Origin of the sequence: Stutzerimonas degradans (assembly GCF_024448505.1) — a bacterium.
Classification (GTDB): Bacteria; Pseudomonadota; Gammaproteobacteria; order Pseudomonadales; family Pseudomonadaceae; genus Stutzerimonas; species Stutzerimonas degradans.
Map to the genome: position 1 here is coordinate 65,322 of NZ_JAMOHV010000005.1, position 24,589 is coordinate 89,910.

A 24,589-nucleotide genomic window follows, 5' to 3' on the forward strand; every position below is an offset into this window, starting at 1 on the left:
CGGACGGCGCTACAGCTCCAGCTCGTAGCGCGCCAGGGCGTCGTGGGCGACGATGCGTCCCAGTTCGATCAGCTCCGGCGCCTTGTCGAATTCGTAGAAGCGACAGGCGCGCTTGGGAATGTTCACCAGCACGTTCGGCGGATAGCCGGCGATCTTGTATTGCGCCAGCGACGACTGCATGACGTCGAAGCTCTGGTTGATCAGCTCCAGCAACGAGGCGGGGCCGCCGACATCCACGACGGTCGAGCCGGCGGCCGACTTCGGTGCCGTCTCGCTGGACGGCGCCGCGGGCGGCTGGTCCCCGCGCAGCAGCTCGCCGGCGCGGATGTCGGCGATGTGTTGCGGCGAAAGACCGCCACCATCCTTGCGCCAGAACGGGATGTGCGAGCTGATCGACGTCAGCATCGAATCGAAGCGCCCCGGCCGTTCGATTTCCGGCAGCGAATATTGCTTGTGGTTGTTGGCGTTGAGGTTGACCGCGATGATCAGATCGCAGTGGCTCGACACCACCGGCACGATCGGCAGCGGGTTGAGCAGGCCGCCGTCGACCAGCACGCGGTTGTCCTGCACCACCGGCGTGAACAGGCTGGGAATCGCCGCAGACGCACGCATCGCCAGCTCCAGACTGCCTTCCTGGAACCAGATCTCCTGCTGGTTGGTGAGGTCGGTGGCCACCGCCGTGAAGGGGATCGGCAGATCCTCGATGTTCACCTCGCCGAGCATTTCGCGCACCCGGCCGAAGACCTTCTCGCCGCGAATCGCACCGAGGCTGAAGCTCGGATCGACCAGGCGCAGTAGATCGAGATAATCCAGCCCCTCGATCCAGGCGCGGTACTCGCGGAGCTTGCCGGCCGCATAGATGCCGCCGACCACGGCGCCCATCGAGCAGCCGGCGATGCAGTCGATGGTGTAGCCACGTGCCAGGATTTCATCGATGACGCCGATGTGCGCATACCCACGCGCGCCTCCCGAGCCCAATACCAGCGCTACTTTCTTGCTCATGCGGCTTTCCCCCCGTTCTGTGTCGTTAGCTTCTCGCCGCGCACGGGTACGCCGCAAGGGGCGCTATACCAAAGCAGGCCGTCCACCACCCCGTTTGCCGCCGCTCGTTGAAGGCTTTGCTACAATCGCGGCCCGTTTTGCATGCAGCACGAGAGAGTCCGATGAGCGAACCGATCCGCCTCACCCAGTACAGCCATGGCGCCGGTTGCGGCTGCAAGATCTCGCCCAGAGTGCTGGACGTGATTCTTGCCGGCAGCGGCGCGCAGAACCTCGACCCGCGGCTGTGGGTCGGCAATGCTTCGCGCGACGATGCGGCGGTCTACGGTATCGACGAAGAGCGTGGCGTCGTCTCGACCACCGACTTCTTCATGCCGATCGTTGACGATCCCTTCGATTTCGGTCGTATCGCCGCGACCAACGCGATCAGCGATATCTATGCAATGGGCGGCGACCCGCTGATGGCCATCGCCATCCTCGGCTGGCCGGTCAACGTACTGCCGCCGGAAGTGGCGCGCGAGGTCATCGCCGGTGGTCGCGCGGTGTGCGACGCCGCCGGCATTCCGCTGGCCGGTGGACATTCGATCGATGCGCCCGAGCCGATCTTCGGTCTGGCCGTCACCGGCCTGGTGAACAAGCGCCAGATGAAGCGCAATGACACCGCCACCGCCGGTTGCAAGCTCTACCTGACCAAACCGCTGGGCATCGGCATCCTCACCACTGCCGAGAAAAAGGCCAAGCTGCGTGCCGAAGACGTGGGCCTGGCGCGCGACTGGATGTGCACGCTCAACACCGCCGGCAGCCGCTTCGGCAAGCTCGAAGGGGTGCGTGCGATGACCGATGTCACCGGCTTCGGCCTGCTCGGCCACCTGGTGGAAATGGCCGACGGCAGCGGCGTGACGGCCGAGATCGAGTACGCGCGCGTGCCGCGTCTGCCAGGCGTGGAGTACTACCTCGAACAGGGCTGCGTGCCCGGCGGTACCCAGCGCAATTTCGACAGTTACGGCGAGCGTATCGCCGCGCTCGACGAGGCGCACAAGCAACTGCTGTGTGATCCGCAGACCAGCGGCGGGCTGCTGGTGGCCGTGGCGCCGGAAGGCGAGGCAGAGTTCCTGGCCGTTGCCGGGGAGCTGGGCCTGGCGCTGGAGCCGATTGGCCAGTTGGTCGACGCGCGCGGCCATGCCGTCGAGGTGCGCTGATGCGTGGCGATACCGCTGATTACCGGGCGCTGTTCCTCAACGACATTCCGATGATGGATGCCCGTGCGCCGGTGGAGTTTGCCAAGGGCGCGTTTCCCGGCGTGGTCAATCTGCCGCTGATGAACGACAGCGAGCGGCAGAAGGTCGGCACCTGCTACAAGCAGCATGGGCAGAAGGCCGCGCTCGATCTGGGCCACCAGCTCGTCTCGGGCAAGGTCAAGGCCGAGCGGATGCAGGCCTGGGCCGATTTCGCCCGCGCGCACCCCGATGGCTACCTGTACTGCTTCCGCGGCGGACTGCGCTCGCAGATTGTCCAGCAGTGGCTGCGCGACGAGGCGGGCATCGACTATCCGCGGGTGGTCGGCGGCTACAAGGCGCTGCGCCATTTCCTGCTCGAAACCCTCGAACAGGCGGTGCAGCAGTGCGACTTCGTGCTGGTCGGCGGCATGACCGGCACTGGCAAAACCGAAGTGCTGGCGCGGCTGAACAACAGCGTGGACCTGGAGGCGCTGGCCAATCATCGCGGCTCCAGCTTCGGCAAGCGTGCTACGCCGCAGCCCGGCCAGATCGATTTCGAAAACCTGCTGGCGATCCGCCTGCTGAAACTGCGCGCTGCCGGTGTCGAACGCTTCGCGCTGGAAGACGAGGCGCGGCTGGTAGGGCGCTGCTCGATTCCGCTGCCGCTGTTTCAAGGCATGCAGCAGTTTCCGCTGGTGTGGCTGGAAGACAGCCTCGAGGGCCGCATCGAACGGATTCTCAAGGACTACGTGATCGACCTCTGCGCCGAGTTCATCGGCGAGCAGGGCGAGGCCGGTTTCGCTGCGTTCGCCGAGCGTTTGCAGCAAAGCCTGGTCAATATCCAGAAGCGCCTGGGCGGTGAACGCTATCAGCGTCTGGCGCTGCTGATGGACCAGGCGCTGGCCGAGCAGGCGCGCAGTGGTGCGGTGGATCTGCACCGTGGCTGGATCGAAGGATTGCTCGGCGAGTACTACGATCCGATGTACGCCTACCAGCGCGAGAGCAAGGCCGAGCGTATCGAGTTCGCCGGCGAGCAGCAGGCGGTGGTCGAATACCTGCAGCAGCGCGCCCGCACGGCTGTCTCGCATTGATTCGAAAGCAACGGAGGGATGAACGATGAACGTCTGGCTATCCGTACCCCTGTTGGCACTGCTGCTGGTCGGCTGCGCCGGCAAGACCGCCTACCGTGACAGCTGCGCCGCCGAGCTGGACGCCGCGTGGAAGGAGCAGAGCCTGGCTGAAGCCGAAGGATTCGCCGGCACCGTGAGCTATTCCAAGGCCATGGCCCTGCTTACCGGCGCCAAGACCCAGCAGCAGTTCGAGGCATTTCACGGCTGCGTGGAAAAGGCGCAGAAGGCGCGCTTCTACCTGAGAGAGTCGCGCGCCGGTCGCTGAACGGCAGCCTGCAGGACGGGGGCCGGTCAGCCGCAGGCAAAGCCGGCACCACACTGAAGACTGCGGTCCCGGCACCGGGGCCGCTCACAGCTGCCGGCCACGGCGTCGGCGCCACCACTTGTCCAGTTCCACCACCGCCAGCAACGTGCCCCCGGCCAGCACGCAGATGGCCCACGCCTGCGGGCTGAGCGCGGCGGTCTGGAACAACCGCTGCAGCGGCGACCAGTGGGTGAACGCTACCTGCAGCACCAGCAGCAGCGCGACCATGCTCCAGACCATCGGATTGCCACGCAAACCGAAGTGCGCCGGTGCGTTGATCTGGCGGCTGGCAAACAGGTAGGCGATCTCGCAGAACACCAGCGTGTTGACCCCCAGCGTGCGACTGACCTCCAGGCTCCAGCCCTGCCGCTGGGCAAAGAGGAACACCGCGATGCAGGCCGCCGTCATCAGCAGCGAGACCAGCATCACGCGCCAGAGCAGCTGCGCCCCCAGCAGCGGCGCGCTCGGATCGCGGGGCGGGCGGCGCATCAGGTCGGCCTCGCCGGGTTCGAACGCCAGCGCCAGCGCCAGCGTCACCGCGGTGATCATGTTGAGCCAGAGAATCTGCAGCGGCGTGATCGGCAGCGTCAGCCCCAGCGCGATGGCGACCAGCAACACCAGCGCCTCGCCCACGTTGGTAGGCAGGATGAATATGATGGATTTCTTCAGGTTGTCGTAGACCGTGCGGCCTTCCTCCACCGCATGGGCGATGGTGGCGAAATTGTCGTCGGCCAGCACCATCTGTGCCGCCTCCTTGGCCGCCTCGGTGCCCTTGATGCCCATCGCCACACCGATATCGGCGCGCTTGAGCGCTGGCGCGTCGTTGACGCCATCGCCGGTCATCGCCACCCGTGCGCCGCAGGCCTGCAGGCGCTGCACCAGGCGCAGCTTGTGCGCCGGGCTGGTGCGGGCGAACACCGCGGTCTGCGCCAGGCGTGCGTCCAGCTCCGCATCGCTGAGCCGATCCAGCTCCGCGCCGGTGAGCGGCGGTTGCTCGCCGAGCCCGAGGCGCTGGGCGATGGCGGCGGCGGTCGCGGCATGGTCGCCGGTGATCATCTTCACGGCGATGCCGGCGCGCTGGCATTCAGCGATGGCAGCGATGGCCTCCTCGCGTGGCGGGTCGAGCATGCCGACCAGCCCGAGCAGCACGAAGTCGCCTTCGAGATCCTCGTAGGCCAGCTCATGCTGCGGCGTGCCCAGTGCGCGCATCGCCAGGCCGAGCATGCGCAGACCCTGGCGGGCGCCATCGTCGAGTACGGCGTGCCAGTGGGCCGGGTCCAGCGGCTCAGTGCTGCCGGCGGCGAACTGGCGGTTGCACACTTCGAGCAGCCGCTCCGGCGCGCCGACCAGATAGATCAGCCCGTGGCCGGCGTGGTCGTGATGCAGGCTGGCCATGCAGCGCCGCTCCGAGCTGAACGGAATACCGTCGACGCGCGGCATATGCGTGTGCTCGTGAGTGGTCTGCAAACCAAGCTTGCCGGCCAGGGTGAGCAGTGCCGCCTCGGTCGGGTCGCCGGTGATGCACCAGCCATCGCCTTCGCGCAGCAGGCTGGCGCTGTTGCACAGCAGCCCGGCGCGGGCCAGCTCCAGCAGGTCGCTGGCCTGTTCCGGCTCGCAGGGCTGGCCGTCGCCGCTGCTGACCGCGCCCGTCGGCGCGTAGCCGACGCCCTGGATGTGATAGCGATGCTCGGCGGTGAAGACCTGCTGCACGGTCATTTCATTGCGCGTCAGCGTGCCGGTCTTGTCCGAGCAGATCACCGTCACCGCGCCGAGGCTCTCGACCGCCGGCAGCCGGCGGATGATCGCCCGCCGCCGTGCCATGCGCTGCACGCCAAGCGCCAGGGCGATGGTCAGCACGGCGGGCAGGCCCTCGGGAATCGCCGCGACCGCCAGGCCAACGGCCGCCAGCAGCATCTCGCTGGAGGAGTAATCGCGCAGCGTGACGCCGAACACATAGGTGCCGAGCGCCAGCACCAGGATGATTACGGTGAGGACCTTGGCGAAGCGCGCGATGTCGCCCAGCAGCGGCGTCTGCAGGCTGACCACTTCGCCGAGCATGTGGCTGATCCGGCCCAGCTCGGTCTGTCCGGCGGTTGCCACCACCACGCCGTAGCCGTTGCCGGCGCTGACCAGCGTGCCGGAGTAGGCCATGCTGCTGCGATCGCCGAGGCTGGCGTCATGACTGACCGGCTCGACCTGTTTGCTGCTGGGCAGCGATTCACCGGTCAGGGCGGCCTCTTCGATGCGCAGGTCGCGGCATTCGAGCAGGCGCAGGTCGGCCGGAACCCGGTCGCCGGGTTCCAGCAGCACCAGATCGCCCGGTACCAGTTCCTCGGCCGGCACGCTGAGCGTGTGTCCGGCGCGGCGCACGCGGCTGTCGAGCGTCAGCAGCTTCTGAATGGCGCGCATGGCCTGTTCCGCCTTGCCTTCCTGAATGAAGCCGACCAGCGCGTTGATCACCACCACGGCGACGATCACCGTGCTGTCGAGCCATTCGCCGAGTGCCAGAGTGACCAGCGCCGAGAGCAGTAGCACGTAGATCAGCAGGTTGTGGAACTGCAGCAGCAGGCGCTTGAGCGCGCCGTTGCCCTGGCGCTGCGGCAAGCGGTTGGGGCCGAACTGCTGCAGGCGCTGCTGCGCCTGTTCGGCGCTCAGGCCGCTGTGGGTGCTGTCCAGTTGCTGCAGGATCTGCTCGGCGGGTTGCGCATGCCAGCTGTCTGGTTCGGCCATCGAAGCCTCCGGTCGACTAGAGAGACGTCAAGCCTAGGCGGGTCGGCGAACCGCTGCATGGTTCTGGATCAAGCGTCGGGTCACAAACTCGTTACCCGGCATGTCCAACGCTTTGCCTGTCCGTCGTCGATCAGTAGCATCGGCCGGACCTACAGAGGAGAGTCGCATGCGCACCCGATTGGACGCCTGTCTGCGCGCGGTCAATGAAGTACTGCTCGGCAAGGAAGCACAGGTGCGATTGGCACTGGCCTGCCTGCTGGCACGGGGTCACCTGCTGGTCGAGGACATGCCCGGCATGGGCAAGACCACCCTCAGCCATGCGCTGGCCAAGGTGCTCGGGCTGGAGTTCCAGCGCATCCAGTTCACCTCCGATCTGCTGCCCGGCGACATCCTCGGCACGTCGGTGTTCGACAAGGACAGCGGCCAGTTCGTCTTCCACCCCGGGCCGATCTTCGCCGAGCTGATCCTCGCCGACGAGATCAACCGCGCCACGCCCAAGAGCCAGAGCGCGCTGCTCGAAGCTATGGAGGAGGGCCAGGTCACCATCGAGGGGGCTACCCGCGCGCTGCCGGAACCGTTCTTCGTCATTGCCACGCAGAACCCGGTGAGTTCCGGTGGCACCTTCGCGCTGCCGGAATCCCAGCTCGATCGTTTCCTCATGCGCGTCTCGCTGGGATATCCGGCCCGCGCCGCGGAAAAGGCGCTGCTGCTCGGCGAATCGCGGCGCGACCTGCTGGCGCGGCTCGCGCCGCTGCTCGAACGCGCCGAGCTGTTGGCGCTGCAGGATGCCGTGGCCGGCGTGCGGGTCAGCGATGCGCTGGTCGACTACGTGCTGCGTCTGGTGGAAGCCACCCGTACCCAGCCGCAGTTCGCCTGGGGCCTGTCGCCGCGCGGCAGCCTGGCGCTGCTGGCGGCGGCGCGTGCCTGGGCGTTTCTCGACGGGCGCGATTACGCGATTCCCGAGGACGTGCAGGCGGTGCTGCCGACGGTGGTCGGCCATCGCCTGCGCGAACGCGCCGATGCGTCCGGCCACGGCGGTGGCGCGCTGGTGCAGTGGCTGCTGCGCGAAGTGCCGGCGCTCTGATGGCGCCGGCGATGACGCCACGGCTGGACGGGCGCAGCGCGTGAGGCTGCTGCCACGTCTGCGCGAGCGCTGGCTGCTGCGGCGGATTCCGCCAGCGCCGAGCATGCGGCTCGATCAGCGCCGCATCTTCATCATGCCTACCCGCGTCGGACTGGCCTTCCTCGCGGCGCTGGGGTTGATGCTGCTGACGGCGATCAACTACCAGAACAGCCTCGCCTACGGCCTGACCTTCCTGCTCGGCGCGCTGTATCTGGTCACCATCCTGCACACCTGGCGCAATCTCGCTGGGCTGGTGCTGCACAGCGGCGGCGCCAGTGCCGCTTTCGTCGGCGAGCAGGCGCGGTTGCGTGTGCGGCTGGAAAGCCAGGGGCGCGCCTACCAGGCTGTGGCCGTCGGCTGGCCGGCCAGCGGTCTGCACTTGGTGGATGTACCGGCCGGCGGCGTGGTGGAAGTCGAGCTGAACCTGCCGGCGCAGCGCCGTGGCTGGCTGCGTCCCGGCCGCGTGCGGGTGGAGAGTCGCTTCCCGCTGGGATTGCTGGTGGCCTGGAGCTGGATCGACCTGGAGCTGGCGGCATTGATTTATCCGCAGCCGCTGGCGGGTGAGCTGGCGCAGCAGGGCGAGGCGGCGCAGGACGAGGAGGGCGGCGCGCGGGCGCAAGGCGCAGGCGTCGACGATTATCAGGGGCTGAAGGCCTGGCAACCCGGTGATTCGCGCCGTCGCCTGCACTGGAAGGCTTATTCGCGCGGCCAGGGTCTGCTGGTGAAGGAGTTCGCCAGCCTGCTCGGCAACGAACCGCTGCTGGATTTCGATGCGCTGACGGGCGACAGCGAGGAGCGCCTCTCGCGGCTGTGTCACTGGGTCGTGGAACTCAGCGCCGCGCACCAGCCGTTCGCCTTGCGCCTGCCGGCCGTGACACTCGGCCCGGATAGCGGTCAGGCCCACCGTGACGCCTGCCTGCGTGCGCTGGCGCTGCACGGTATCGGTACGGAGCAGGGTGCATGAGCGCGAAACCCGGTATCCCGCGCAATGCGCTGATCTGGCTGCTGGTGGCTCAGGTGCTGGTGATCCTGCCGCATCTGACGCATTTGCCGCTGTGGATCACCGGCCTCTGGCTGGGCTGTGCCGCCTGGCGGATTCAGATCTTCCGCATGCGCCTGCGTTATCCCAACAGCTGGGCCAAGGCGGCGCTGATGATCGGCGCCGGCTTCGGCGTGTACTTCTCGCGCGGCAGTCTGGTCGGGCTGGAGGCCGGCGTGGTGCTGTTGATTGCGGCGTTCATCCTCAAGCTGGTGGAGATGCGCACCGCACGCGATGCGCTGGTGCTGATCTTCCTCGGCTTCTTCGCGGTGGTGACCAGCTACCTGTTCGAGGACGGCCTGCTGGCCGGGCTGTACAGCCTGTTGCCGGTGACGGCGCTGCTGGCGGCGCTGATCGGCCTGCAGCAGGGCGCGCGGATGACGCAGCCGTGGCCGACGCTGCGACTGGCCGGCAGCCTGTTGCTGCAGGCGGTACCGCTGATGATCCTGCTGTTCCTGTTCTTCCCGCGGCTGGCGCCGCTGTGGACGCTGCCACAGCCGGGGCCGCGTGGCCTCACCGGGTTGGCCGACCACATGGCGCCGGGCGACATTGCGCGGCTCGGCCAGTCCGCCGAGCTGGCGTTTCGCGTCAGCTTCGAGGGCGAGATACCGCCGCGCGACCAGTTGTACTGGCGCGCCGTGACCTTCGAGCAGTTCGATGGCCGGCGCTGGTCGCAGTCCTTCGCCGCGCAGGTGCCGCAGGAGCCGCACTGGCAGGCGACCGGCCAGCCGCTGCGCTACAGCATCGTCATGCAGCCCAGCGGCCAGCCCTGGCTGTTCGCCCTCGACGTGCCGCGCATGGCGGCCGACGATGCTCAGCTGATGGCCGACTTCCACCTGCAGCGCCGCCAGCCGGTGAACCAGCCGCTGCTCTATCGCGTGACCTCCTGGCCCGAAGCACGGCGCGAGGCCGAGCGCGCGCCGTCGAGCCTCGGCCGCGCGCTGCAGCTGCCGGCGCAGGGCAATCCGCGCAGCCATGCCTGGGCCGGCGAGCTGCGCCGCACGCTGCAGGAGCCCGAGGCGGTGGTGCAGGCATTGCTGCGCCACTTCAAACGCGAGCCGTACCACTACACGCTGAAGCCGCCGGCAGTCGGCGCGGACATCGTCGACGATTTCCTTTTCAGCACCCGCAGCGGCTTCTGCGCGCACTACGCCGGGGCGATGACCTTCGTGCTGCGCGCCGCCGGCATCCCCGCGCGGGTGGTGGCCGGTTACCAGGGCGGTGAGGTCAATCCGGCCGGCAACTATCTCTCGGTACGCCAGCTGGATGCGCACGCCTGGGTGGAATACTGGACTGCCGAGCGCGGCTGGGTCAGCGTCGATCCGACCTTCCAGGTGGCGCCGGAACGGGTCGAGCAGGGGCTGGAACAGGCGCTGGCCGGTCAGGAAGGCTTTCTCGAGGATTCGCCGATGTCGCTGCTGCGGTACCGCGATATCGGCTGGCTGAACCAGCTGCGCCTGCGCTGGGACGAACTCAACTACGGCTGGCAGCGCTGGGTGCTCGATTACCAGAGCGAGCTCCAGCTACAGCTGTTGCAGCGCTGGTTCGGCAAGGTCGACGCCACCGCGCTCGGCATCGGCCTGGTGAGCGCGCTCGCCGCGGTGCTCGGCCTGCTCGCGCTGTGGCTGCTCAAGCCCTGGCGGCGCGAGCGCGACGTGCAGCAGCGGTTGTTCCTCGCCTTCGAGCGGACGCTGGCGCGCCACGGCCTGCGACGCGAGCCGGGCGAGGGTGCGCGGACCTTCGCCGTGCGCGCGGCGTGCCGGTTACCGGCCCAGGCCGAGGCGATTCATGCCTTCCTGCGCTCCTACGAGCAGCAGCGCTACGCCGCCGCGGATGCCGCGCCCACCGAGTTGCGCCAGGCGCTGCGCGCGCTGCGCCGCCAGTTGCCCTGGCGGCGTGCCCGGCGCTGAGCCGACCGTTCATGATTGCCGCCCGCAATGGCGTGGCATTTCCAGGGGCGTCTACGGCGCTTGCGTCCTCGCGTGCCGGCAAGCGCCGGCCTTACCATCGGCCCCCACAAAACAATGAAAAGAGGTGCTCATGACCCTTTCCGAACTGCTGCGCGGCGTACGCGAGCATCCACAGCAGCTGACCATTCCCGCCACTTGGGGGCAGGGCCGGGCCGGTTTCGGCGGACTGGTGGCGGCGCTGGTGTACGAGGCGATGCGCGCCAAGGTGCCGCCGGAGCGCGCGCTGCGTTCACTGGCGATCACCTTCGTCGCGCCGCTGACGCTGGACAAGCCGGCCAGCTTCGAGGCCGAGGTGCTGCGCGAGGGCAAGGCGGTGAGCCAGATGCTGGGCCGGGCGGTACAGGATGGCCAAGTGGTGACCATCGTCCAGGGCAGCTTCGGCGCCGCGCGCGAGTCCGCGGTGGCCGTCGCTGCCGAGGCAGCGCCGGCCATGCCGCCGGTCGAAGCCTGCCAGACGCTGCCCTTCGTGCCGGGTGCCACGCCGGAATTCACCCGCTATCTGGAGATGCGTTGGGGCGTCGGTGGCCTGCCGTTCTCCGGCAACACCTCCCGCGAGATGGGTGGCTGGGTGCGCCAGCGCGGCGAGGTCGAGCGCGAACCGATGAGCGAGGCGCACCTGCTGGCGCTGATCGACGCCTGGCCGCCAGCGGTGCTGTCGCACCTCAAGGGCTTCGCGCCGGGCAGTTCGCTGACCTGGACCGTCGAGTTCGTGCAGCCGTTGCCCGCGCTGGATACGCATGACTGGTGCCAGTACCGCGCGGTGATCGAGCACGCACGCGACGGCTACGGGCATTGCGCGGCGGCGCTGTGGACGCCGACCGGCGAGCTGGTGGCGTTGAGCCGGCAGACGGTTACGGTGTTCGGCTAGCCGGGGCGGGGCGCCGCCCCGCATTTTCCTGGCAGGTGGTTAGAGCTTGAGCTGGCCGATGGCCCGGCTCAGCTCGCCCGACAGTGCGGCCAGCTGCGAGCTGGTGCTGGCGGAGTCGACCGTCTGCTGCACGGTCTGCTCGGTGACGTCGCGGATGCCGGTCACCGAACGGTTGAGTTCCTCGGCCACCTCGCTCTGCTGCGCGGCGGCGACGGCGATCTGCGTGTTGCTCTCGCGCATCTGCGCCACTGCAGTGGTGATCGACTCCAGTGCCTGCGCCGCCTCGCGCGCCTCGCGCACGCAATCGTCGGCCTTGAACGAGCTTTCCTGCATGAACTCGACGGCATCGCGCGTCATCGCCTGCAGATTGCCGATCATGCCGGTGATCTCGTCGGTGGAGTCCTGCACGCGTCTGGCGAGGTTGCGTACCTCATCGGCGACTACCGCGAAGCCACGGCCGGCCTCGCCGGCGCGCGCGGCTTCGATGGCGGCGTTGAGCGCGAGCAGGTTGGTCTGCTCGGCGATGCTGTGGATGACGCTGACCACGCCGTTGATCTTCTGGCTGTCGGCGGCCAGCTGCCCGATGGTTTCGGCCGTCTGCTGCACGCCGACCGACAGGTTGGCGATCGACTGTTCCACCCGTGCGACCACGCGCTGGCCGTCGCTGGCCAGCTGGTCGGCGTGCTGCGAGCGGTCGCGGGTGTCGCTGGCGTGCTCGGCTATGTGGAACACCGTGGCACTCATTTCGTTGATCGCGGTGGCGGCCTGGTCGGTCTCGCTCTGCTGACCGAGCATGCCCTGACGCACGTCGCTCATGCTGGCGGCGAGGCGCCCGGCACCGTCATCCAGGCGCGCGGCCGCCTGCGCCACGGTGCCGACGATGCGCTGGTAGCCGCCCTGCATCGCATTGAAGGCGCTGGCCATCTGGCCGACCTCGTCACCGCTTTCGAGTGGCACACGCGCGCTGAGATCGCCGGAGCGCTCGACGTGCAGCATGACGTCCTTGAGCGTGTTGAGGTGGCTGAGCAGAAAGCTGATCAGCAGCTGCGAGGCGCCGAGCAGACCGAGCATGAGCACCGCCACGGCGCCGGCGTAGCTGAAGAAGTGTTCGCCCAGGACCTGAAACACGCTGGGGGTTCGCGCCAGCACGGCGAGCGTCTGGCCGTCGGCGCGGGTGACGCTCTGCGCGCCGATCAGCGGGTCGCGGGCGAACAGGCGATCATGCGCCAGCGCCGTCCAGCCAGCGCTCTGCGCCAGCGTCTGGCCCTGGACCTGCATCCGCTCGCCAGCGGCGAAGCGGACCGCCTCCGGCCTGGCGGGCAGCTCGGCGGTGGCAGGCCAGGCCGCCAGCAGTTCGGCGGTGCTCTGCGCGCTGCGTTGGGCATCGGCGCTGCGCGACTGCTGTTCCACATGCACGGCGTAGAGCACCAGCAACAGGCTGATGACGAAGGCGACCATGTTGAGCGCCCAGAATTTGTATTTCAGTGACAGATCGCGGACCCAGACGAACATGACGGCTCTCTTGCGTTTTGTTGTCGGCTTAACGGCCGTTACGGCGTGAGCTTGAGCACATTTTCACGGCGTTGCGTCCGGCACCGGCAGGTCGAAGAAACGTCGGGCGCAGAGCGTGGTGTGGGCAGCCAGCTCGGCTTCGCTTTCACCGCGATGGCGCGCCACCTCGCGCAGCACCTCGGGCAGGTAGGCCGGTTCGTTGTGACCGGATTTCGGCTTGGGTCGCAGCGTGCGCGGTAGCAGGTAGGGCGCGTCGCTTTCCAGCATCAGCCGGCCGCGCGGTATCTCGCGCACCAGCGGATGCAGGTGGGTGCCGCGACGCTCGTCGCAGATCCAGCCGGTGATGCCGATGTGCAGGTCGAGGTCGAGATAGGCGTACAGCGCGCGTTTCTCGCCGGTGAAGCAATGCACCACCGCGGCGCCGAGGCGGTCGCGCAACGGTCGCAGGATCTCCACCAGACGCTGGTCGGCCTCGCGTTCGTGGAGGAACACCGGCAGTTGCAGCGCCACCGCCAGCTCCAGCTGTTCTTCCAGCACACGTTCCTGCTGTGGCCGTGGTGAGAAATCGCGGTTGAAGTCCAGCCCGCATTCGCCCACGGCGCGCACCGGCGGTTCGCGCAGCAGATCGCGCAGCTGCGCCGCGCTGTCCGCGTTCCACTGGCTTGCGTCGTGCGGGTGGACGCCGGCGGTGCAGAACAGCCGCTGGTGACTGTCGTCCAGCGCGCGACACAGTCCCAGCGCGGCTTCGCTTTCGGCGAGGCTGGTGCCAGTCAGCACGCATTGCGCGACGCCTGCCGCGCGGGTGCGTTCGAGCACTTCGCTGGCCTGCCTGGCCAGACTGGGATGGGTCAGATTGACGCCGATATCGACAAGCTCCATCGAGACTCCTACTAAGGTTATTCACTTGAAAATCAACGCGATACGCATGGCCAGCAAACCGTTGATCATGCCTGAATTGGCAGATCGGACCCGGCTGTGAGAGGCTTCGCTACTTTTTTCGCCGCCGTTGCCCGGTTCGAGCCTGGTATGTACGAGTCATGTTTCGCCTGCTGCTGATCCTCTGTCTGCTGGCGCTCGCGCCCTGGCCGGCGGCTGCGCGGGTGATGGGGCCGGAGGCGTGGAAGGCGCCGGCCACGGTGCGCGATCTGGCCGAGATACGCCGCAGCGGTGTGCTGCGGGTGCTGGTCAACCAGAGCCGCAACAGCTCCGGCGAGGTCAAGGGCGAAGCCATCGGCGTGGAGTATGCACGGCTGCGCGCCTTCGAGCGTTACCTGAACCGAAAGTCCGAGCGCGACATCCGCCTGAAGATCATCCCCAAGGCCAAGGATCAGCTGCTGGCTGCGCTGCAGCGCGGCGAGGGCGATCTGGTGGCGCCCGGCGAGCTGCTCGATCTCAAGGGCATGCGCGGCGTGAGCCGCACCCGCTCGGTGGTCAGCGATGTTGCGCTGGTACTGGTTGGCCGCCAGGGTGGGCCACGCTACGCCAGCCTGGAGCGCCTGTCCGGGCGCAGCCTGGCGCTGCCGGCGGGTAGCGCCGCCGGTGCCGCAGTCGCCCGACTCAACGAACAGCTGATGAAGCGTAACCGTGCGCCGGTAGTGGTCGAGTGGGTCGATCCGACGCTGGCGGTCGAGGACGTGCTGGAAATGGTGCAGGCCGGCATCTATCCGGTCACGGCGGTCGAGCAGACCATCGCCGAACGCTGGGCGCGGGTGATGCCCAAGTTGCGCATCGAGCGCCAGGTGGCGCTGGCCGACGAGGCTGACATGCACTGGTTCGTACGCAAGGAGGCCAGCATGCTGCGCGCCAGTGCCGACGGTTTTCTCAAGGACTACCGCGCACCGCAAAATCAGGATGCGGCCTTCGAGCGTGTCTACCGGCGCCTGTACAAGGTGCATTACCCACTCGACCGTACCGGCCGGCAGCGTCTGGAGAAGGTGCGTCCTGTGCTGCAGCGCTACGCCGAGCAGATCGATCTGGATTGGCTCAACCTCGCCGCGCTGGCTTTCAAGGAATCCACCCTCAACCCGGCGGCGCGCGGTGCCGGCGGCGCCACCGGGCTGATGCAGGTGACGCCGGCGACCGCGCGCAGCGTGGGCGTGGGCAATATCCAGCAACTGGACAACAACGTGCAGGCCAGCGCCAAGTATCTGGCCAGTATTCGCCGCAAGTTCTTCGCCAGCCCGCGGCTCAACGAGCGCGAGCGCATGGCCTTCGTGCTGGCGGCCTACAACCTGGGACCGCAGCGGGTACAAAGCATGCGCGCCGAAGCGCGGCGACGCGGGCTGAATCCGGACCAGTGGTTCTTCCAGGTCGAGCGTATCGCCCTGGAAACCGTGGGCATGGGCGTGGTGGGCTACGTCAATAGCGTCAACAAGTACTATCTCGCTTTCCATCGCGAGCGTTATCTGCTGGAAGCCGAATCCGCACGTCGTAGCGCCTCGCGCTAGCAGGCCGTTGAAAACTACCTGCGTAGCCAGGGCGGCGTTAAGAACAGGCGCCAAAATGCTCATTTACAGCGGGTAAACTGCGCTTTTTTCGCCTGTTCTCGCCTTGCCCTGGCTGCCTCGCCTACGTTTTCAACGGCCTGCTAGCTTTCCCGACGGGCCTGCAGGCGCAGGCGTTCGCTGCTGTCGAAGCGCTGCTCGGCGAGCCGTTCGATGGCGGCCTGCTTGTCGGCCTCGCCGAGGCCCTGGCTCCGCTCGATGCGACTCTTCTCCTGTTCGAATTCGGCGAGCCGTTGCTGCCAGGCCTGCCGCTGGCGGTCCAGCGCCTCCAGGCGCTTGGTCGCCGCATTGCCGACCAGCTGCTGGCGCAACTGACGCAGCTGCGCGGCGTCGCCGCCACGCGCTTGCAGCGCGGCTGTCTGCTGGCGCAGCTGGGTCTGCAATTGCGGCACCAGGGCGTCCTGCAGTTCGGCTGGCAGCGCCGCGTGCAAGCGGTCGAGCGCAGCACCCTTGGCATTCGCATCGAACCCCGGCTCCAGCTGGATGGCCAGGCGTTCGAGGGTGAAACGGTCGTAGGCCTCTTCGTTGGCGAAGAACGCCTGGTGCGCGGTCTGGCTGAAGATTCGCGCACGCAATGCCTGTACCGCGGCAAGACGCTCGCGCAGTGCTGGCAGGTTGTGGGGGCGGGCCGCCGAGTCCAGCGCCAGCAGCTCGCGCTTGTAGTCCAGGTACTGATCCAGCAGGTTCTGCGCCTGAGTCTGCGCCGGCTCCGGCAACTGCGCGTCGATGTACTGGCGCAGGCGCTGCACGCTGTGGGTTAGCGGCTCGGCGCCGATGGCGCTGAGGAAGTAGTCGAACAGCCGGCGGACGTCGCCATCAATGATCAGGTTGCCCGCAGCGTCCTGTTGCAGACGCCCGTCAATCCGCGTGCCGTTGAACGAGCGCGGTAGCTCGCCGAGCCGCGCCGGCTGTTGCGCGGTCGCGTCGCTGACGGCGGTGATCGGCGCGGGCGCCGGTGGCTGGGCTGCATGCGCCGGTGCCGTTACCGCGCTGGAGGCGGGCGGCGGTTCATGCGCGGGCGGCGCCAGCAGCACGACCAGGCTGAATGCCAGCGAAGCGAGGAATAGGCCGAGAAGTGTCTTCATGGTTCTGCCTTGCAGGAGGAGGCGGGACGCGGCCGTCCCGCCGCTGGCTCAGAGGCCGGCGTTCTTCAGCCGGTTGGCGTGCTGGCGATACAAGGTGACCGGATCGGTCTCGAACAGGCTGGTGAGGCCGAGCACCTGGTTCACCTCGTCGAGATGGTTCATCCGGTAGTCGTCGCGGATGACCATGCCCAGATGCGAGCTGCAGCGCCCCACCAGTCCGTCGTTCGGCTCATCGAAGGCGAGGGCGCCGGCACCCATCATCGCGTCGCTGATATCCAGCGGATTGGTCAGCGGGCTGGTGCCGCTCCACGAGTAGTAGCGCACGCCGTTGACCACGTAGGGGCCTTCGCCGCAGGCGGTCGTCGGGATGCCCTGCGGAAACTTCGCATTGAAGCGTGCCGCGCCCTCGCTGTTGAGCGATTCGAGCGAGCCGAGCGAGTTCTGCGGCGCGGAGCTGCTGCTGCCGGAGAGAAAGTTGATCAGCGCGCCCGTCGCGTTCACCAGCCCGGCGACGATCGCCTCGCCGGCGGAGCCTTCGGGAATGTTGCGAATCAAATCGGCCACGTCCGAGCCCTTGTGCGGTGCGCCGACGCTGGTGACCGAGGCCACCAGGTCCGGTCGCACGGCGGCCACATAGCGCACGGTCGGCCCGCCGTGGCTATGGCCGATCAGATTGACCTTGGGCTTGCCGCTGAGCGCGACGATTTCCTCGACCTGCGCCAGCAGCTCCTCGCCGCGCAGCTCGGAGGTGTTGAGCTGGCTCACTTCGGTGACGTACACCTGCGCGCCGTCGCGGCGCAGTGCTGCGGGAATGCCGTACCAGTAATCGACGCCCAGCAGGCTGTCGAAACCGAGCATGCCGTGACCGAGCACGATGGGGTAGCGGGTCTGGGTATAGCCGGTGGAGGCATGGGCCTGGCCGGCCAGGGCCAGTGCGCTGATACAGAGGGCAAGCAGTGTCTTGTTGTTATTCATGACGCACTCTCGAAAAAGGGGTGGGCAAGCGGGCATTCCATTGCCGTTCACCGCGCCGGGCGCGTACTGCGCCGTTTCGATGGCAGCAATCGTGCCAGACGCCAGTTAATTGTCACGAAAGTACAGCCTAGAGCGGCTGCTACCCTGCGGTGCTGGCCAAAGGCCGCTGCAATCGAGATATGTGCGCTGTTACCGGGGGGAACGGTTTCCGCTGTGGGTTGTTACTCGGCAAGATGGGGGAACTTAATCGCGTGATCGCGGCAATTTGCGACTGTTTGGTCGATCCGAAACCGTTTGGTCACGGATACTCGATTGCCACCACGTACCACAACTTGGGGCCGGTCGGCGTCTGCACCTGCACTTCGGCATCCAGCGCCTTGCCGACCAGGGCGCGGGCCAGCGGCGAGTCGATGCTGATCAGGCCCTGCTTGAGGTCCAGTTCGTCGGGGCCAACGATACGGTAGCGGGCTTCGTTGCCGTCTTCGTCCTCCAGTGTCACCCAGGCGCCGAAATACACCTTGTCCGGATCGCTCGGCCGCTCGCTGACCACCTTGAGTTTTTCCAGGCGCTTGGTGAGAAAGCGCACCCGACTGTCGATCTCGCGCAGCATCTTCTTGCCGTAGGTGTACTCGGCATTCTCGGAGCGATCGCCCTGGGCAGCCGCTTCGCTCACCGATTGCGTCACCTGTGGGCGTTTGACATGCCACAGTTCGTGCAGCTCGGCGCGCAGGCGCGCTTCGCCTTCCGGGGTGATCAGCGGGGTTCCGGCGGGACGTGGCGGACGATAGCGGCTCATGGTCGATCCGTGTGGCGAAAGGGCCGCAAAGTGTAGGACGAACCGGGCGCCGAGGGCGAGTCGTCAGCCCTCGCGCAGCACGCCGAGCGGGCTGGCATCGAGCGCGCGGCGGGTGCCGAGCACACCCGCACCACCGACCAGCAGCGCGCCAAGAAGCGGCAGCAAAAACAGCCAGGGATGCGGCTGCCAGGGCAGCTCGAAGGCGAAGCGATAGAGCAGCGCGCTGACCAGCTCGCAACCCAGCGCGGCGAGCACGCCGCTGGCCGCGCCGAGCATGCCGAACTCGGCGCGACGCACCCTGAGCAGCAGACTGCGCTCGGCACCCAGCGCGCGCAGCAGCGCACCCTGGCGGATGCGCTCGTCCAGCGTGGCCTGCAGGCCGGCGAACAGCACGGCGAGCCCGGCCGCGAGGACAAACAGCAGCACGTACTCCACCGCCAGCGACACCTGGGTGAGGATGCTGCGCAACTGTGCGAGCAGCGCTTCGACCTGCAGCAGCGTAGTGGCGGGGAAGGCGCGCGCCAGCTCGACCAGCTCGCGCTCCTTGCCGGGTGGCAGATAGAAGCTGGTCATGTAGGTGACGGGCATGTCCTGCAGGGTGCCGGGCTCGAAGATCATGTAGAAGTTGGGCTGAAAGCTGTCCCAGTTGACTTCGCGCAGGCTGGTTACCTGGGCATCGCGGCTGAGGCCGCCGACGCTGAAGGTCAGGCGATCGCCCAGTTGCACGCCGAGGCTCTCGGCCAGTTCGGCTTCGACCGACACGCCGGGGAGTTGCTGCGCGGCCTGGGGTTGCCACCAGGTTCCGGCGGTCAGGTGGTTGTCGGCCGGCAGTTCGGCCGACCAGGTCAGGCTGAGGTCACGGCGCACGGCGCGGTCGCCCTGCGAATCCTTGCTCACCAGCTGGCGCACCGGTTCGTCATTGATCGCCACCAGCCGCCCGGGAACGACCGGATACAGCGGTGCCGCCACCGTCGACAGGCTGGCGATGCGCGCGGCGAAGGCATCCTTTTCCGCCGGCAGCACGTTGAGTGCGAAATGGTTGGGGGCGTCCTGCGGTAGCTGATCCTGCCAGGTATCGAGCAGCTCACCGCGCAACAGAGCGATCAGCGCCATCGCCAGCAGGATCAGGCCGAACGCCAGGGATTGCCCGGCCGCCGCCAACGGGTGTCGCAACAACTGGCCCAGGCCCAGCCGCCAGGACAGCGCCGCACCTGCCAGCAACCGGCGCAGGCCGCGCAGACCGAGCAGCAGCAGGCCGCCTAGCAGCAGCGTGGCCAGCAGCCCGCCGCCAAGCAGGGCGAGGGTGATCTTCAGGTCCAGGCTCAGCCGCCACATGATCAGGCCGAGCGCGAGAATCGCCGTGCCGTACACCAGCCAGCTGCTCGGCGGCACTGGCAGCAGATCGCGCCGCAGTACCCGCAGCGGCGGGACACGGCCGAGCGCCGCCAGCGGCGGCAGGGCGAAGCCGGCGAGGGCGACCAGACCGGTGGCGATGCCGGCCAGTGCCGGCCACAGGGTGGCGGGCGGAATTTCCTGCGCCAGCACGTCGCGCAGCAGATAGAACAGCCCGTGTTGCGCGCCCCAGCCGAGCAGTGCGCCGACGACGCTGGCCAGCGCGCCGAGCAGCCCGAGTTGCAGGGCGTACAGCAGCAGCGTTTCCCGTCGCGAGAGCCCCAGGCAACGCAACAGCGCGCTGGCATCGAAGCGGCGCGCGGCGAAGCGCGCGGCCGACAGCGCCACGGCAACGCCGGCCAGCAGGATCGCGGCAAGGCTCGCCAGATTCAGATAACGCTCGGCGCGCCCCAGCGCGCCGCCGATCTGCCGGTTGCTGTCGCCGGCCGTCTCGATGCGCTGATGAGCCAGCAGCCCCGGTTCGAGCTGTTGCCGGTAAGTGGCGAGCGTCTCGGCCGGCCCACGCCACAGCTCGCGGTAACGCACTCGACTGCCCGGCTGCACCACGCCGGTGGCGGCCAGGTCGTCCATGTGCATCAGCACGCGCGGGGTCAGGCTGTAGAAGTCGCCGACGCGATCCGGCTCGTAGGTCAGCACGCGGGTCAGGCGCAGCGACTTGTCGCCGACCTCGATCAGATCACCGATTTCCAACTCAAGGGCGGTGAGCAGGCGGGACTCGGCCCAGGCTTCGCCCGGTCGCGGTCCTGGCCCCGGTGTCTCCTGTTCGTAGGGTGCGGCGGCACTGCGCAGCTCGCCGCGCAACGGGTAGGCGCTGTCGGCGGCCTTGACGCTGGTGAGCTGCAGCTTGTCGTCGGTGGCGACCACGCTGGAGAACTCGACCACGCGCGCGTGCGTCAGTCCCAGTTGTCGGCCAGCCTCGATCTGCTGGGGCTGGGCTTCGGCGCTGCCTTGCAGCACCAGGTCGGCACCGAGGAATTCGCTGGCGCGCAGTTGCATGGCGTCGTTCAGGCGCGCACCGAAATAGCCGATTGCAGTGCTCGCCGCGACGGCGATCAGCAGGGCGAAGAACAGCACGCGCAGCTCGCCGGCGCGGGCGTCACGCAGCAGTTGTCGAAATGCCAGCGCCGCGAGACGACGGATCGGCACACGCCTCATGCGGCAGGCCCGTTGTCGACGCGGTGACCGCCTTCCAGACGCAGCAGATGGCGACAGCGGCGGGCCAGGCGCTCATCGTGCGTCACCAGTACCAGGGTGGTGCCGCGCTCGCGATTGAGCTCGAACAGCAGGTCACTGATGTGCGCGCCGGTATGGCTATCGAGGTTGCCGGTCGGCTCGTCGGCGAACAGGACGTCGGGCTCCGCGGCGAAGGCGCGTGCCAGCGCCACACGCTGCTGCTCGCCCCCGGACAGCTGGCGTGGATAGTGATGCAGGCGCGTACCGAGGCCGACACGCTCGAGCAACTGCCGGGCGCGTTGGGCGGCGTCGCGACGGCCTTCGAGTTCCAGCGGCAGCATCACGTTCTCCAGCGCATCGAGGCTGTCGAGCAGCTGGAAGGATTGGAAAACGAAACCGACATGCTCGGCCCGAACCCGCGCGCGCTGATCCTCGTTCAGCATGCCGAGCGAGTGGCCGGCCAGTTGTACTTCGCCAGCGCTGGGCAGGTCGAGCCCGGCGAGCAGGCCGAGCAGGGTGGATTTGCCCGAGCCGGAAGTGCCGACGATGGCCAGGCTGTCGCCCTTCGCCAGCTCCAGCGAGAGGTCGCTGAGGATATGCAGCTCGCCTTCCGCGCTGGGAACCACTTTGTTAAGGTGCCGGGCGATGAGAATGCTGGCGCTCATGGAGAATCCGATGCGAAGTTGGCTGAAAGGCGGGGTCCTGCTGCTGGTGATGTGGGCGCAGGGCGCGCTGGCGGGAACCGTCTTGGTGGTCGGCGATAGTATCAGCGCCGCTTTCGGCCTGGAAACCAGCCAGGGCTGGGTGCATCTGCTGCAACAGCGCCTCGCCGAGCAGGCCCGACCGCGCTCCGTGGTGAACGCCTCGATCAGCGGGAACACCAGTGCTGGCGGGCTCGCCAGGTTGCCAACGCTACTCGCGGAGCACCGGCCGGAAGTGGTGATTCTCGAGCTGGGCGGCAACGATGGCTTGCGTGGTCAGTCGCCCGCGCAATTGAAACAGAATCTTGCGGCGATGATTGAGCAGTCGCAGCAGGCCGACGCCCAGGTGCTGCTGTTGGGCATGCGTCTGCCGCCGAACTATGGGCGCCGCTATACCGAGGCCTTCGCCCGGGTGTACCACGAGCTGGCCGATGAGCGCGACGTGGCGCTGGTTCCGTTCGTGCTCGAAGGGGTCGCCGGAGAGCCCGGCATGATGCAGGGCGACGGCGTGCATCCGACCGCGTCGGCGCAAGCTCAGCTTCTTGATAACGTCTGGCCGGCGCTTGCGCCATTACTCGCCCCACAGCGCTGAACGCTGGTCTGCCCGAGGCCCCCGAGGCCCTTGCGCTGGCGCGAGCGCGAAGCTACTGTCGCGCCCCTCGAACGGGAGCACTCGATGCCGCGCTCAGCCAAGACCCTGTATGCCTATCGACTCATCGTGCCGGACGAGCAGTTTGACCTGTTCGCCTGCCGCGAGAATCGTCTGCATCTGGCGCTGCGCCAGCTGGAGCTGAGTGGTAACGCGGATCGCACGCTGTGCGGTGGCCTGCTGCCGGCGCAGCCGCGCTGGCAGGACCTGCAGCGCGAGACGCTGAAGGACCGGCGCCTGTGTCCGGCCTGTCTGCAGTTGCTGGATGCGCGCAGCAAGGGCCTTCCGTCCGCGGTAAGTGCCTGGTAGGCGCCGGCAACGCCGGCTTCGAGTACAATCGCCGTCAATTCGATCAATCAGCCAAGGGTTTTCCGTAATGCTTTCGCGTGCGTCTGCTGTCGCCTCCTGTTTGTCCCTTGCGGCTTTGCTGGCGGCTGGCCAGAGCGTCGCGCTGGAGCTGCCTTTGCCGCCTGAGGGCGAAGATGTAGTCGGACAGATCCGCGTGATCAAGGCGAAGTACGAAGACACCTTCGCTGCGATTGCCGAAACCAACGATCTGGGCTACTCCGAACTGGTGGCAGCCAATCCGGGCGTGGATCCGTGGCTGCCGGGCGAGGGGACCGACATCATCCTGCCGACGCGCTTCATTCTGCCGCCAGGGCCGCGTGAGGGCATCGTGATCAACATCGCCGAGTACCGCCTGTACTACTACCCGGCCGGTGGCAGCGTGGTCCACACCTATCCGCTGGGTATCGGGCGCGAAGGTTGGGGTTCGCCAGTAGGCAGCACACGTATTTCCGCCATGACCGCCAACCCGGCATGGTATCCGCCCAAGTCCATTCGCGAAGAGCACGCGGCGGACGGCGATCCGTTGCCGACGGTGGTGCCGCCGGGACCGGATAACCCGCTGGGCCCGTACAAGATGAGTCTGGCCATCCCGGGCTACCTGATTCATGGCTCGAACAAGAAGTTCGGCATCGGCATGCGCGTCAGCCACGGCTGTTTCCGTATGCTCAACAACAACGTCCTCGAGCTGTCCCGCATGGTCAAGGTGGGAACGCCGGTGCGCATCATCGACGAGCCGTACAAGTTTGGCGTGAGCGACGGCAAGGTTTACCTGGAGGCCCATGCGCCGCTGGAAGACGAAGAGAAGAAACTGACGCTGATGGACAAGCACGCCGTAGTCGTCAATACACTGCTCAAGCGCGACGAGCAGATGCGCACTCTGCATCTGGATTGGGAGATGATCCGGGATATCGTCGCTGGCGAAGACGGTTTGCCGATCGAGATTGCCGATCAGCAATCGGTATCCATAGCCAGTCATGAAGAGCAAGTTTTTTGAACTTTAAGCCCCGTGGCGTTGTCCGCGGGGCGCATTGCGGCAAATAAAAAAGCCGACCTTGTAGGTCGGCTTTTTTTGTTGCCTTGAAGCTTACTTGCGGCTGGCGCGATCCAGCATACGCAGAGCGCGCTCGTTAGCTTCGTCAGCGGTCTGCTGAGCCTTCTGAGCAGCAGCCAGAGCTTCGTCAGCCTTGCTGTAGGCTTCGTCGGCACGAGCCTGAGCGCGGGCAGCGGCGTCTTCGGTAGCAGTCAGACGGGCTTCGCTTTCTTTGGTCATGCTGTTGCTGCAACCGGTAGCCAGAACTGCGGCCAGAGCCAGAGCAGAGAATTTCAGAACGTTGTTCATCGTGTTCCCCTTAAGGTGGAAATCCATAAGCAACTTCCGTTATGGAAAGTTTGCGCGCACATACTACCTGTAACTTCATTTAAGTAAACCGAGTCGACGAGCTGCATGAGCGTTTTTTTGGAAAACTCCGGCAGCCCCTCGGCTCCTCGACTGTAAGTTGGATAAAAAACATCCAGTACAGGTCTGTTTACTTGACGCAGTGTAGTGAACGCCATCGGCTTGTGCTGAATGTTGGCAAAGGCCGTGCGCTTTTCCTGCGGCCGGAATTGACGCCAACACTGGTCGAAATCGACAGAAGCGGGTAGAAAAGAACGCTGGTTCTCAGGCAGCCCGAGTGCCCATGCATGCAACCGGGCGAACAATAACAAGATTGGCTGATCCTGCTGAGGAGTCGAAATGAGCGACACACTTACCGTGCACCATGATCGGAGCGGACATCGGTTCGAGGTCAACGTCGAGGGCCATTGCGCTTATCTGGCTTACATGGACCTCGGCAAGCAGACGCTGGACATCTATCGCACCTTCGTTCCGGATGCACTGCGTGGTCGCGGCATCGCGGCGGTGCTGGCACAGCACGCGCTGGAGTTCGCCGAGCAGGAGGGTTACAGCGTCATCCCGTCCTGCTCCTATGTGGAGCGTTACATTGAGCGGCAGAACTCGCCAGGCGGACAGCAAGACGAGCAGGAATGAAAAACGCCGGCAAGGGCCGGCGTT

At 67.1% G+C, this 24,589-nt stretch carries 22 protein-coding genes; 12 read left to right on the plus strand and 10 right to left on the minus strand.

The window, feature by feature from the left end; genetic code table 11:
• Nucleotides 1-9: 9 nt before the first annotated feature.
• Nucleotides 10-1,002: a patatin-like phospholipase family protein gene (locus NAV27_RS08995; RefSeq protein ID WP_102829298.1), complete on the minus strand. Its 993-nt coding sequence runs from the start codon at nucleotides 1,000-1,002 to the stop codon at nucleotides 10-12.
• Nucleotides 1,003-1,163: 161 nt separating this feature from the next.
• On the opposite strand from NAV27_RS08995, the gene selD reads away from it, so the two are divergent.
• Genes selD through NAV27_RS09010 form a run of 3 tightly spaced genes read left to right on the plus strand, consistent with a single transcriptional unit; the run spans nucleotide 1,164 to nucleotide 3,611 of the window.
• Entirely contained in the window at nucleotides 1,164-2,198 is a 1,035-nt protein-coding gene (gene selD / locus NAV27_RS09000; RefSeq protein WP_102829297.1) for a selenide, water dikinase SelD, read from the plus strand.
• Nucleotides 2,198-3,307: a tRNA 2-selenouridine(34) synthase MnmH gene (mnmH, locus tag NAV27_RS09005; protein WP_102829296.1), complete on the plus strand. Its 1,110-nt coding sequence runs from the start codon at nucleotides 2,198-2,200 to the stop codon at nucleotides 3,305-3,307. Before selD ends, mnmH begins: the two co-directional genes overlap by 1 nt.
• 25 nt (nucleotides 3,308-3,332) lie before the next feature.
• Complete coding sequence (locus NAV27_RS09010; RefSeq protein WP_102829295.1) at nucleotides 3,333-3,611, plus strand: hypothetical protein; 279 nt, start codon at nucleotides 3,333-3,335, stop codon at nucleotides 3,609-3,611.
• 84 nt (nucleotides 3,612-3,695) lie between these two features.
• Here the strand turns inward: NAV27_RS09010 and NAV27_RS09015 are convergent, their stop codons facing one another.
• The gene (locus NAV27_RS09015; RefSeq protein WP_102829294.1) at nucleotides 3,696-6,380 is read right to left on the minus strand and encodes an HAD-IC family P-type ATPase; all 2,685 of its coding nucleotides are present in this window, start codon (nucleotides 6,378-6,380) and stop codon (nucleotides 3,696-3,698) included.
• 166 nt (nucleotides 6,381-6,546) lie between these two features.
• Between NAV27_RS09015 and NAV27_RS09020 the strand changes: the two genes are divergently transcribed.
• The 4 genes from NAV27_RS09020 (at nucleotide 6,547) to NAV27_RS09035 (ending at nucleotide 11,380) form a co-directional block, all read left to right on the plus strand.
• A complete protein-coding gene (locus NAV27_RS09020; protein ID WP_003289818.1) occupies nucleotides 6,547-7,464 on the plus strand; it encodes an AAA family ATPase in 918 nt (305 codons plus the stop codon).
• Nucleotides 7,465-7,504: 40 nt separating this feature from the next.
• Entirely contained in the window at nucleotides 7,505-8,467 is a 963-nt protein-coding gene (locus NAV27_RS09025; protein WP_180981451.1) for a DUF58 domain-containing protein, read from the plus strand.
• Nucleotides 8,464-10,452: a transglutaminase TgpA family protein gene (locus NAV27_RS09030; protein WP_102829293.1), complete on the plus strand. Its 1,989-nt coding sequence runs from the start codon at nucleotides 8,464-8,466 to the stop codon at nucleotides 10,450-10,452. Before NAV27_RS09025 ends, NAV27_RS09030 begins: the two co-directional genes overlap by 4 nt.
• A gap of 130 nt (nucleotides 10,453-10,582) precedes the next feature.
• Nucleotides 10,583-11,380, plus strand: a complete 798-nt coding sequence (locus NAV27_RS09035; protein WP_102829292.1) for an acyl-CoA thioesterase — start codon at nucleotides 10,583-10,585, stop codon at nucleotides 11,378-11,380.
• A gap of 39 nt (nucleotides 11,381-11,419) precedes the next feature.
• On the opposite strand, the gene NAV27_RS09040 is transcribed toward NAV27_RS09035, so the two are convergent.
• Both NAV27_RS09040 and NAV27_RS09045 read right to left on the minus strand, forming a co-directional pair.
• On the minus strand, nucleotides 11,420-12,892 hold the full coding sequence (locus NAV27_RS09040) for a methyl-accepting chemotaxis protein (RefSeq protein ID WP_102829291.1): 1,473 nt from the start codon (nucleotides 12,890-12,892) through the stop codon (nucleotides 11,420-11,422).
• Between the two features lie 63 nt (nucleotides 12,893-12,955).
• On the minus strand, nucleotides 12,956-13,771 hold the full coding sequence (locus tag NAV27_RS09045; RefSeq protein WP_102829290.1) for a TatD family hydrolase: 816 nt from the start codon (nucleotides 13,769-13,771) through the stop codon (nucleotides 12,956-12,958).
• A 158-nt stretch (nucleotides 13,772-13,929) separates the two neighbouring features.
• On the opposite strand from NAV27_RS09045, the gene NAV27_RS09050 reads away from it, so the two are divergent.
• On the plus strand, nucleotides 13,930-15,339 hold the full coding sequence (locus NAV27_RS09050) for an MltF family protein (protein WP_102829289.1): 1,410 nt from the start codon (nucleotides 13,930-13,932) through the stop codon (nucleotides 15,337-15,339).
• 140 nt (nucleotides 15,340-15,479) lie between these two features.
• Here the strand turns inward: NAV27_RS09050 and NAV27_RS09055 are convergent, their stop codons facing one another.
• From NAV27_RS09055 to NAV27_RS09075, 5 genes are all read right to left on the minus strand, one after another.
• Nucleotides 15,480-16,481, minus strand: coding sequence for a lipase secretion chaperone (locus NAV27_RS09055; RefSeq protein ID WP_102829288.1), 1,002 nt, complete (start codon nucleotides 16,479-16,481; stop codon nucleotides 15,480-15,482).
• A 48-nt stretch (nucleotides 16,482-16,529) separates the two neighbouring features.
• Nucleotides 16,530-17,456: a triacylglycerol lipase gene (locus NAV27_RS09060; protein WP_102829287.1), complete on the minus strand. Its 927-nt coding sequence runs from the start codon at nucleotides 17,454-17,456 to the stop codon at nucleotides 16,530-16,532.
• Between the two features lie 298 nt (nucleotides 17,457-17,754).
• Complete coding sequence (greB, locus tag NAV27_RS09065; RefSeq protein ID WP_008570218.1) at nucleotides 17,755-18,252, minus strand: transcription elongation factor GreB; 498 nt, start codon at nucleotides 18,250-18,252, stop codon at nucleotides 17,755-17,757.
• Between the two features lie 63 nt (nucleotides 18,253-18,315).
• Nucleotides 18,316-20,820 (minus strand): ABC transporter permease, encoded by a 2,505-nt coding sequence (locus tag NAV27_RS09070; RefSeq protein WP_102829286.1) that lies wholly within the window; start codon nucleotides 20,818-20,820, stop codon nucleotides 18,316-18,318.
• Complete coding sequence (locus tag NAV27_RS09075) at nucleotides 20,817-21,503, minus strand: ABC transporter ATP-binding protein (protein WP_102829285.1); 687 nt, start codon at nucleotides 21,501-21,503, stop codon at nucleotides 20,817-20,819. Before NAV27_RS09075 ends, NAV27_RS09070 begins: the two co-directional genes overlap by 4 nt.
• 10 nt (nucleotides 21,504-21,513) lie before the next feature.
• Here NAV27_RS09075 and NAV27_RS09080 point away from each other — a divergent pair, with 10 nt between their 5' ends.
• The 3 genes from NAV27_RS09080 to NAV27_RS09090 all read left to right on the plus strand — a co-directional run bounded on the left by NAV27_RS09080 (nucleotide 21,514) and on the right by NAV27_RS09090 (nucleotide 23,530).
• On the plus strand, nucleotides 21,514-22,131 hold the full coding sequence (locus tag NAV27_RS09080) for an arylesterase (RefSeq protein WP_102829284.1): 618 nt from the start codon (nucleotides 21,514-21,516) through the stop codon (nucleotides 22,129-22,131).
• Between the two features lie 84 nt (nucleotides 22,132-22,215).
• Entirely contained in the window at nucleotides 22,216-22,497 is a 282-nt protein-coding gene (locus NAV27_RS09085) for a hypothetical protein (RefSeq protein ID WP_008570213.1), read from the plus strand.
• Nucleotides 22,498-22,564: 67 nt separating this feature from the next.
• A complete protein-coding gene (locus NAV27_RS09090) occupies nucleotides 22,565-23,530 on the plus strand; it encodes a L,D-transpeptidase family protein (RefSeq protein ID WP_008570212.1) in 966 nt (321 codons plus the stop codon).
• 90 nt (nucleotides 23,531-23,620) lie between these two features.
• Here NAV27_RS09090 and NAV27_RS09095 read toward each other — a convergent pair whose 3' ends face one another.
• Nucleotides 23,621-23,875, minus strand: coding sequence for an Lpp/OprI family alanine-zipper lipoprotein (locus NAV27_RS09095; protein ID WP_008570211.1), 255 nt, complete (start codon nucleotides 23,873-23,875; stop codon nucleotides 23,621-23,623).
• A gap of 396 nt (nucleotides 23,876-24,271) precedes the next feature.
• On the opposite strand from NAV27_RS09095, the gene NAV27_RS09100 reads away from it, so the two are divergent.
• Entirely contained in the window at nucleotides 24,272-24,565 is a 294-nt protein-coding gene (locus NAV27_RS09100) for a GNAT family N-acetyltransferase (protein ID WP_102829283.1), read from the plus strand.
• Nucleotides 24,566-24,589 lie beyond the last annotated feature (24 nt).

What these genes read in the sequence shown, in the direction of transcription:
- NAV27_RS08995 (WP_102829298.1), bottom strand. Translation starts at nt 1,002, where the DNA reads ATGAGCAAGAAAGTAGCGCTGGTATTGGGCTCGGGAGGCGCGCGTGGG.
- selD (WP_102829297.1), top strand. Translation starts at nt 1,164, where the DNA reads ATGAGCGAACCGATCCGCCTCACCCAGTACAGCCATGGCGCCGGTTGC.
- mnmH (WP_102829296.1), top strand. Translation starts at nt 2,198, where the DNA reads ATGCGTGGCGATACCGCTGATTACCGGGCGCTGTTCCTCAACGACATT.
- NAV27_RS09010 (WP_102829295.1), top strand. Translation starts at nt 3,333, where the DNA reads ATGAACGTCTGGCTATCCGTACCCCTGTTGGCACTGCTGCTGGTCGGC.
- NAV27_RS09015 (WP_102829294.1), bottom strand. Translation starts at nt 6,380, where the DNA reads ATGGCCGAACCAGACAGCTGGCATGCGCAACCCGCCGAGCAGATCCTG.
- NAV27_RS09020 (WP_003289818.1), top strand. Translation starts at nt 6,547, where the DNA reads ATGCGCACCCGATTGGACGCCTGTCTGCGCGCGGTCAATGAAGTACTG.
- NAV27_RS09030 (WP_102829293.1), top strand. Translation starts at nt 8,464, where the DNA reads ATGAGCGCGAAACCCGGTATCCCGCGCAATGCGCTGATCTGGCTGCTG.
- NAV27_RS09035 (WP_102829292.1), top strand. Translation starts at nt 10,583, where the DNA reads ATGACCCTTTCCGAACTGCTGCGCGGCGTACGCGAGCATCCACAGCAG.
- NAV27_RS09040 (WP_102829291.1), bottom strand. Translation starts at nt 12,892, where the DNA reads ATGTTCGTCTGGGTCCGCGATCTGTCACTGAAATACAAATTCTGGGCG.
- NAV27_RS09045 (WP_102829290.1), bottom strand. Translation starts at nt 13,771, where the DNA reads ATGGAGCTTGTCGATATCGGCGTCAATCTGACCCATCCCAGTCTGGCC.
- NAV27_RS09050 (WP_102829289.1), top strand. Translation starts at nt 13,930, where the DNA reads ATGTTTCGCCTGCTGCTGATCCTCTGTCTGCTGGCGCTCGCGCCCTGG.
- NAV27_RS09055 (WP_102829288.1), bottom strand. Translation starts at nt 16,481, where the DNA reads ATGAAGACACTTCTCGGCCTATTCCTCGCTTCGCTGGCATTCAGCCTG.
- NAV27_RS09060 (WP_102829287.1), bottom strand. Translation starts at nt 17,456, where the DNA reads ATGAATAACAACAAGACACTGCTTGCCCTCTGTATCAGCGCACTGGCC.
- greB (WP_008570218.1), bottom strand. Translation starts at nt 18,252, where the DNA reads ATGAGCCGCTATCGTCCGCCACGTCCCGCCGGAACCCCGCTGATCACC.
- NAV27_RS09070 (WP_102829286.1), bottom strand. Translation starts at nt 20,820, where the DNA reads ATGAGGCGTGTGCCGATCCGTCGTCTCGCGGCGCTGGCATTTCGACAA.
- NAV27_RS09075 (WP_102829285.1), bottom strand. Translation starts at nt 21,503, where the DNA reads ATGAGCGCCAGCATTCTCATCGCCCGGCACCTTAACAAAGTGGTTCCC.
- NAV27_RS09080 (WP_102829284.1), top strand. Translation starts at nt 21,514, where the DNA reads ATGCGAAGTTGGCTGAAAGGCGGGGTCCTGCTGCTGGTGATGTGGGCG.
- NAV27_RS09085 (WP_008570213.1), top strand. Translation starts at nt 22,216, where the DNA reads ATGCCGCGCTCAGCCAAGACCCTGTATGCCTATCGACTCATCGTGCCG.
- NAV27_RS09090 (WP_008570212.1), top strand. Translation starts at nt 22,565, where the DNA reads ATGCTTTCGCGTGCGTCTGCTGTCGCCTCCTGTTTGTCCCTTGCGGCT.
- NAV27_RS09095 (WP_008570211.1), bottom strand. Translation starts at nt 23,875, where the DNA reads ATGAACAACGTTCTGAAATTCTCTGCTCTGGCTCTGGCCGCAGTTCTG.
- NAV27_RS09100 (WP_102829283.1), top strand. Translation starts at nt 24,272, where the DNA reads ATGAGCGACACACTTACCGTGCACCATGATCGGAGCGGACATCGGTTC.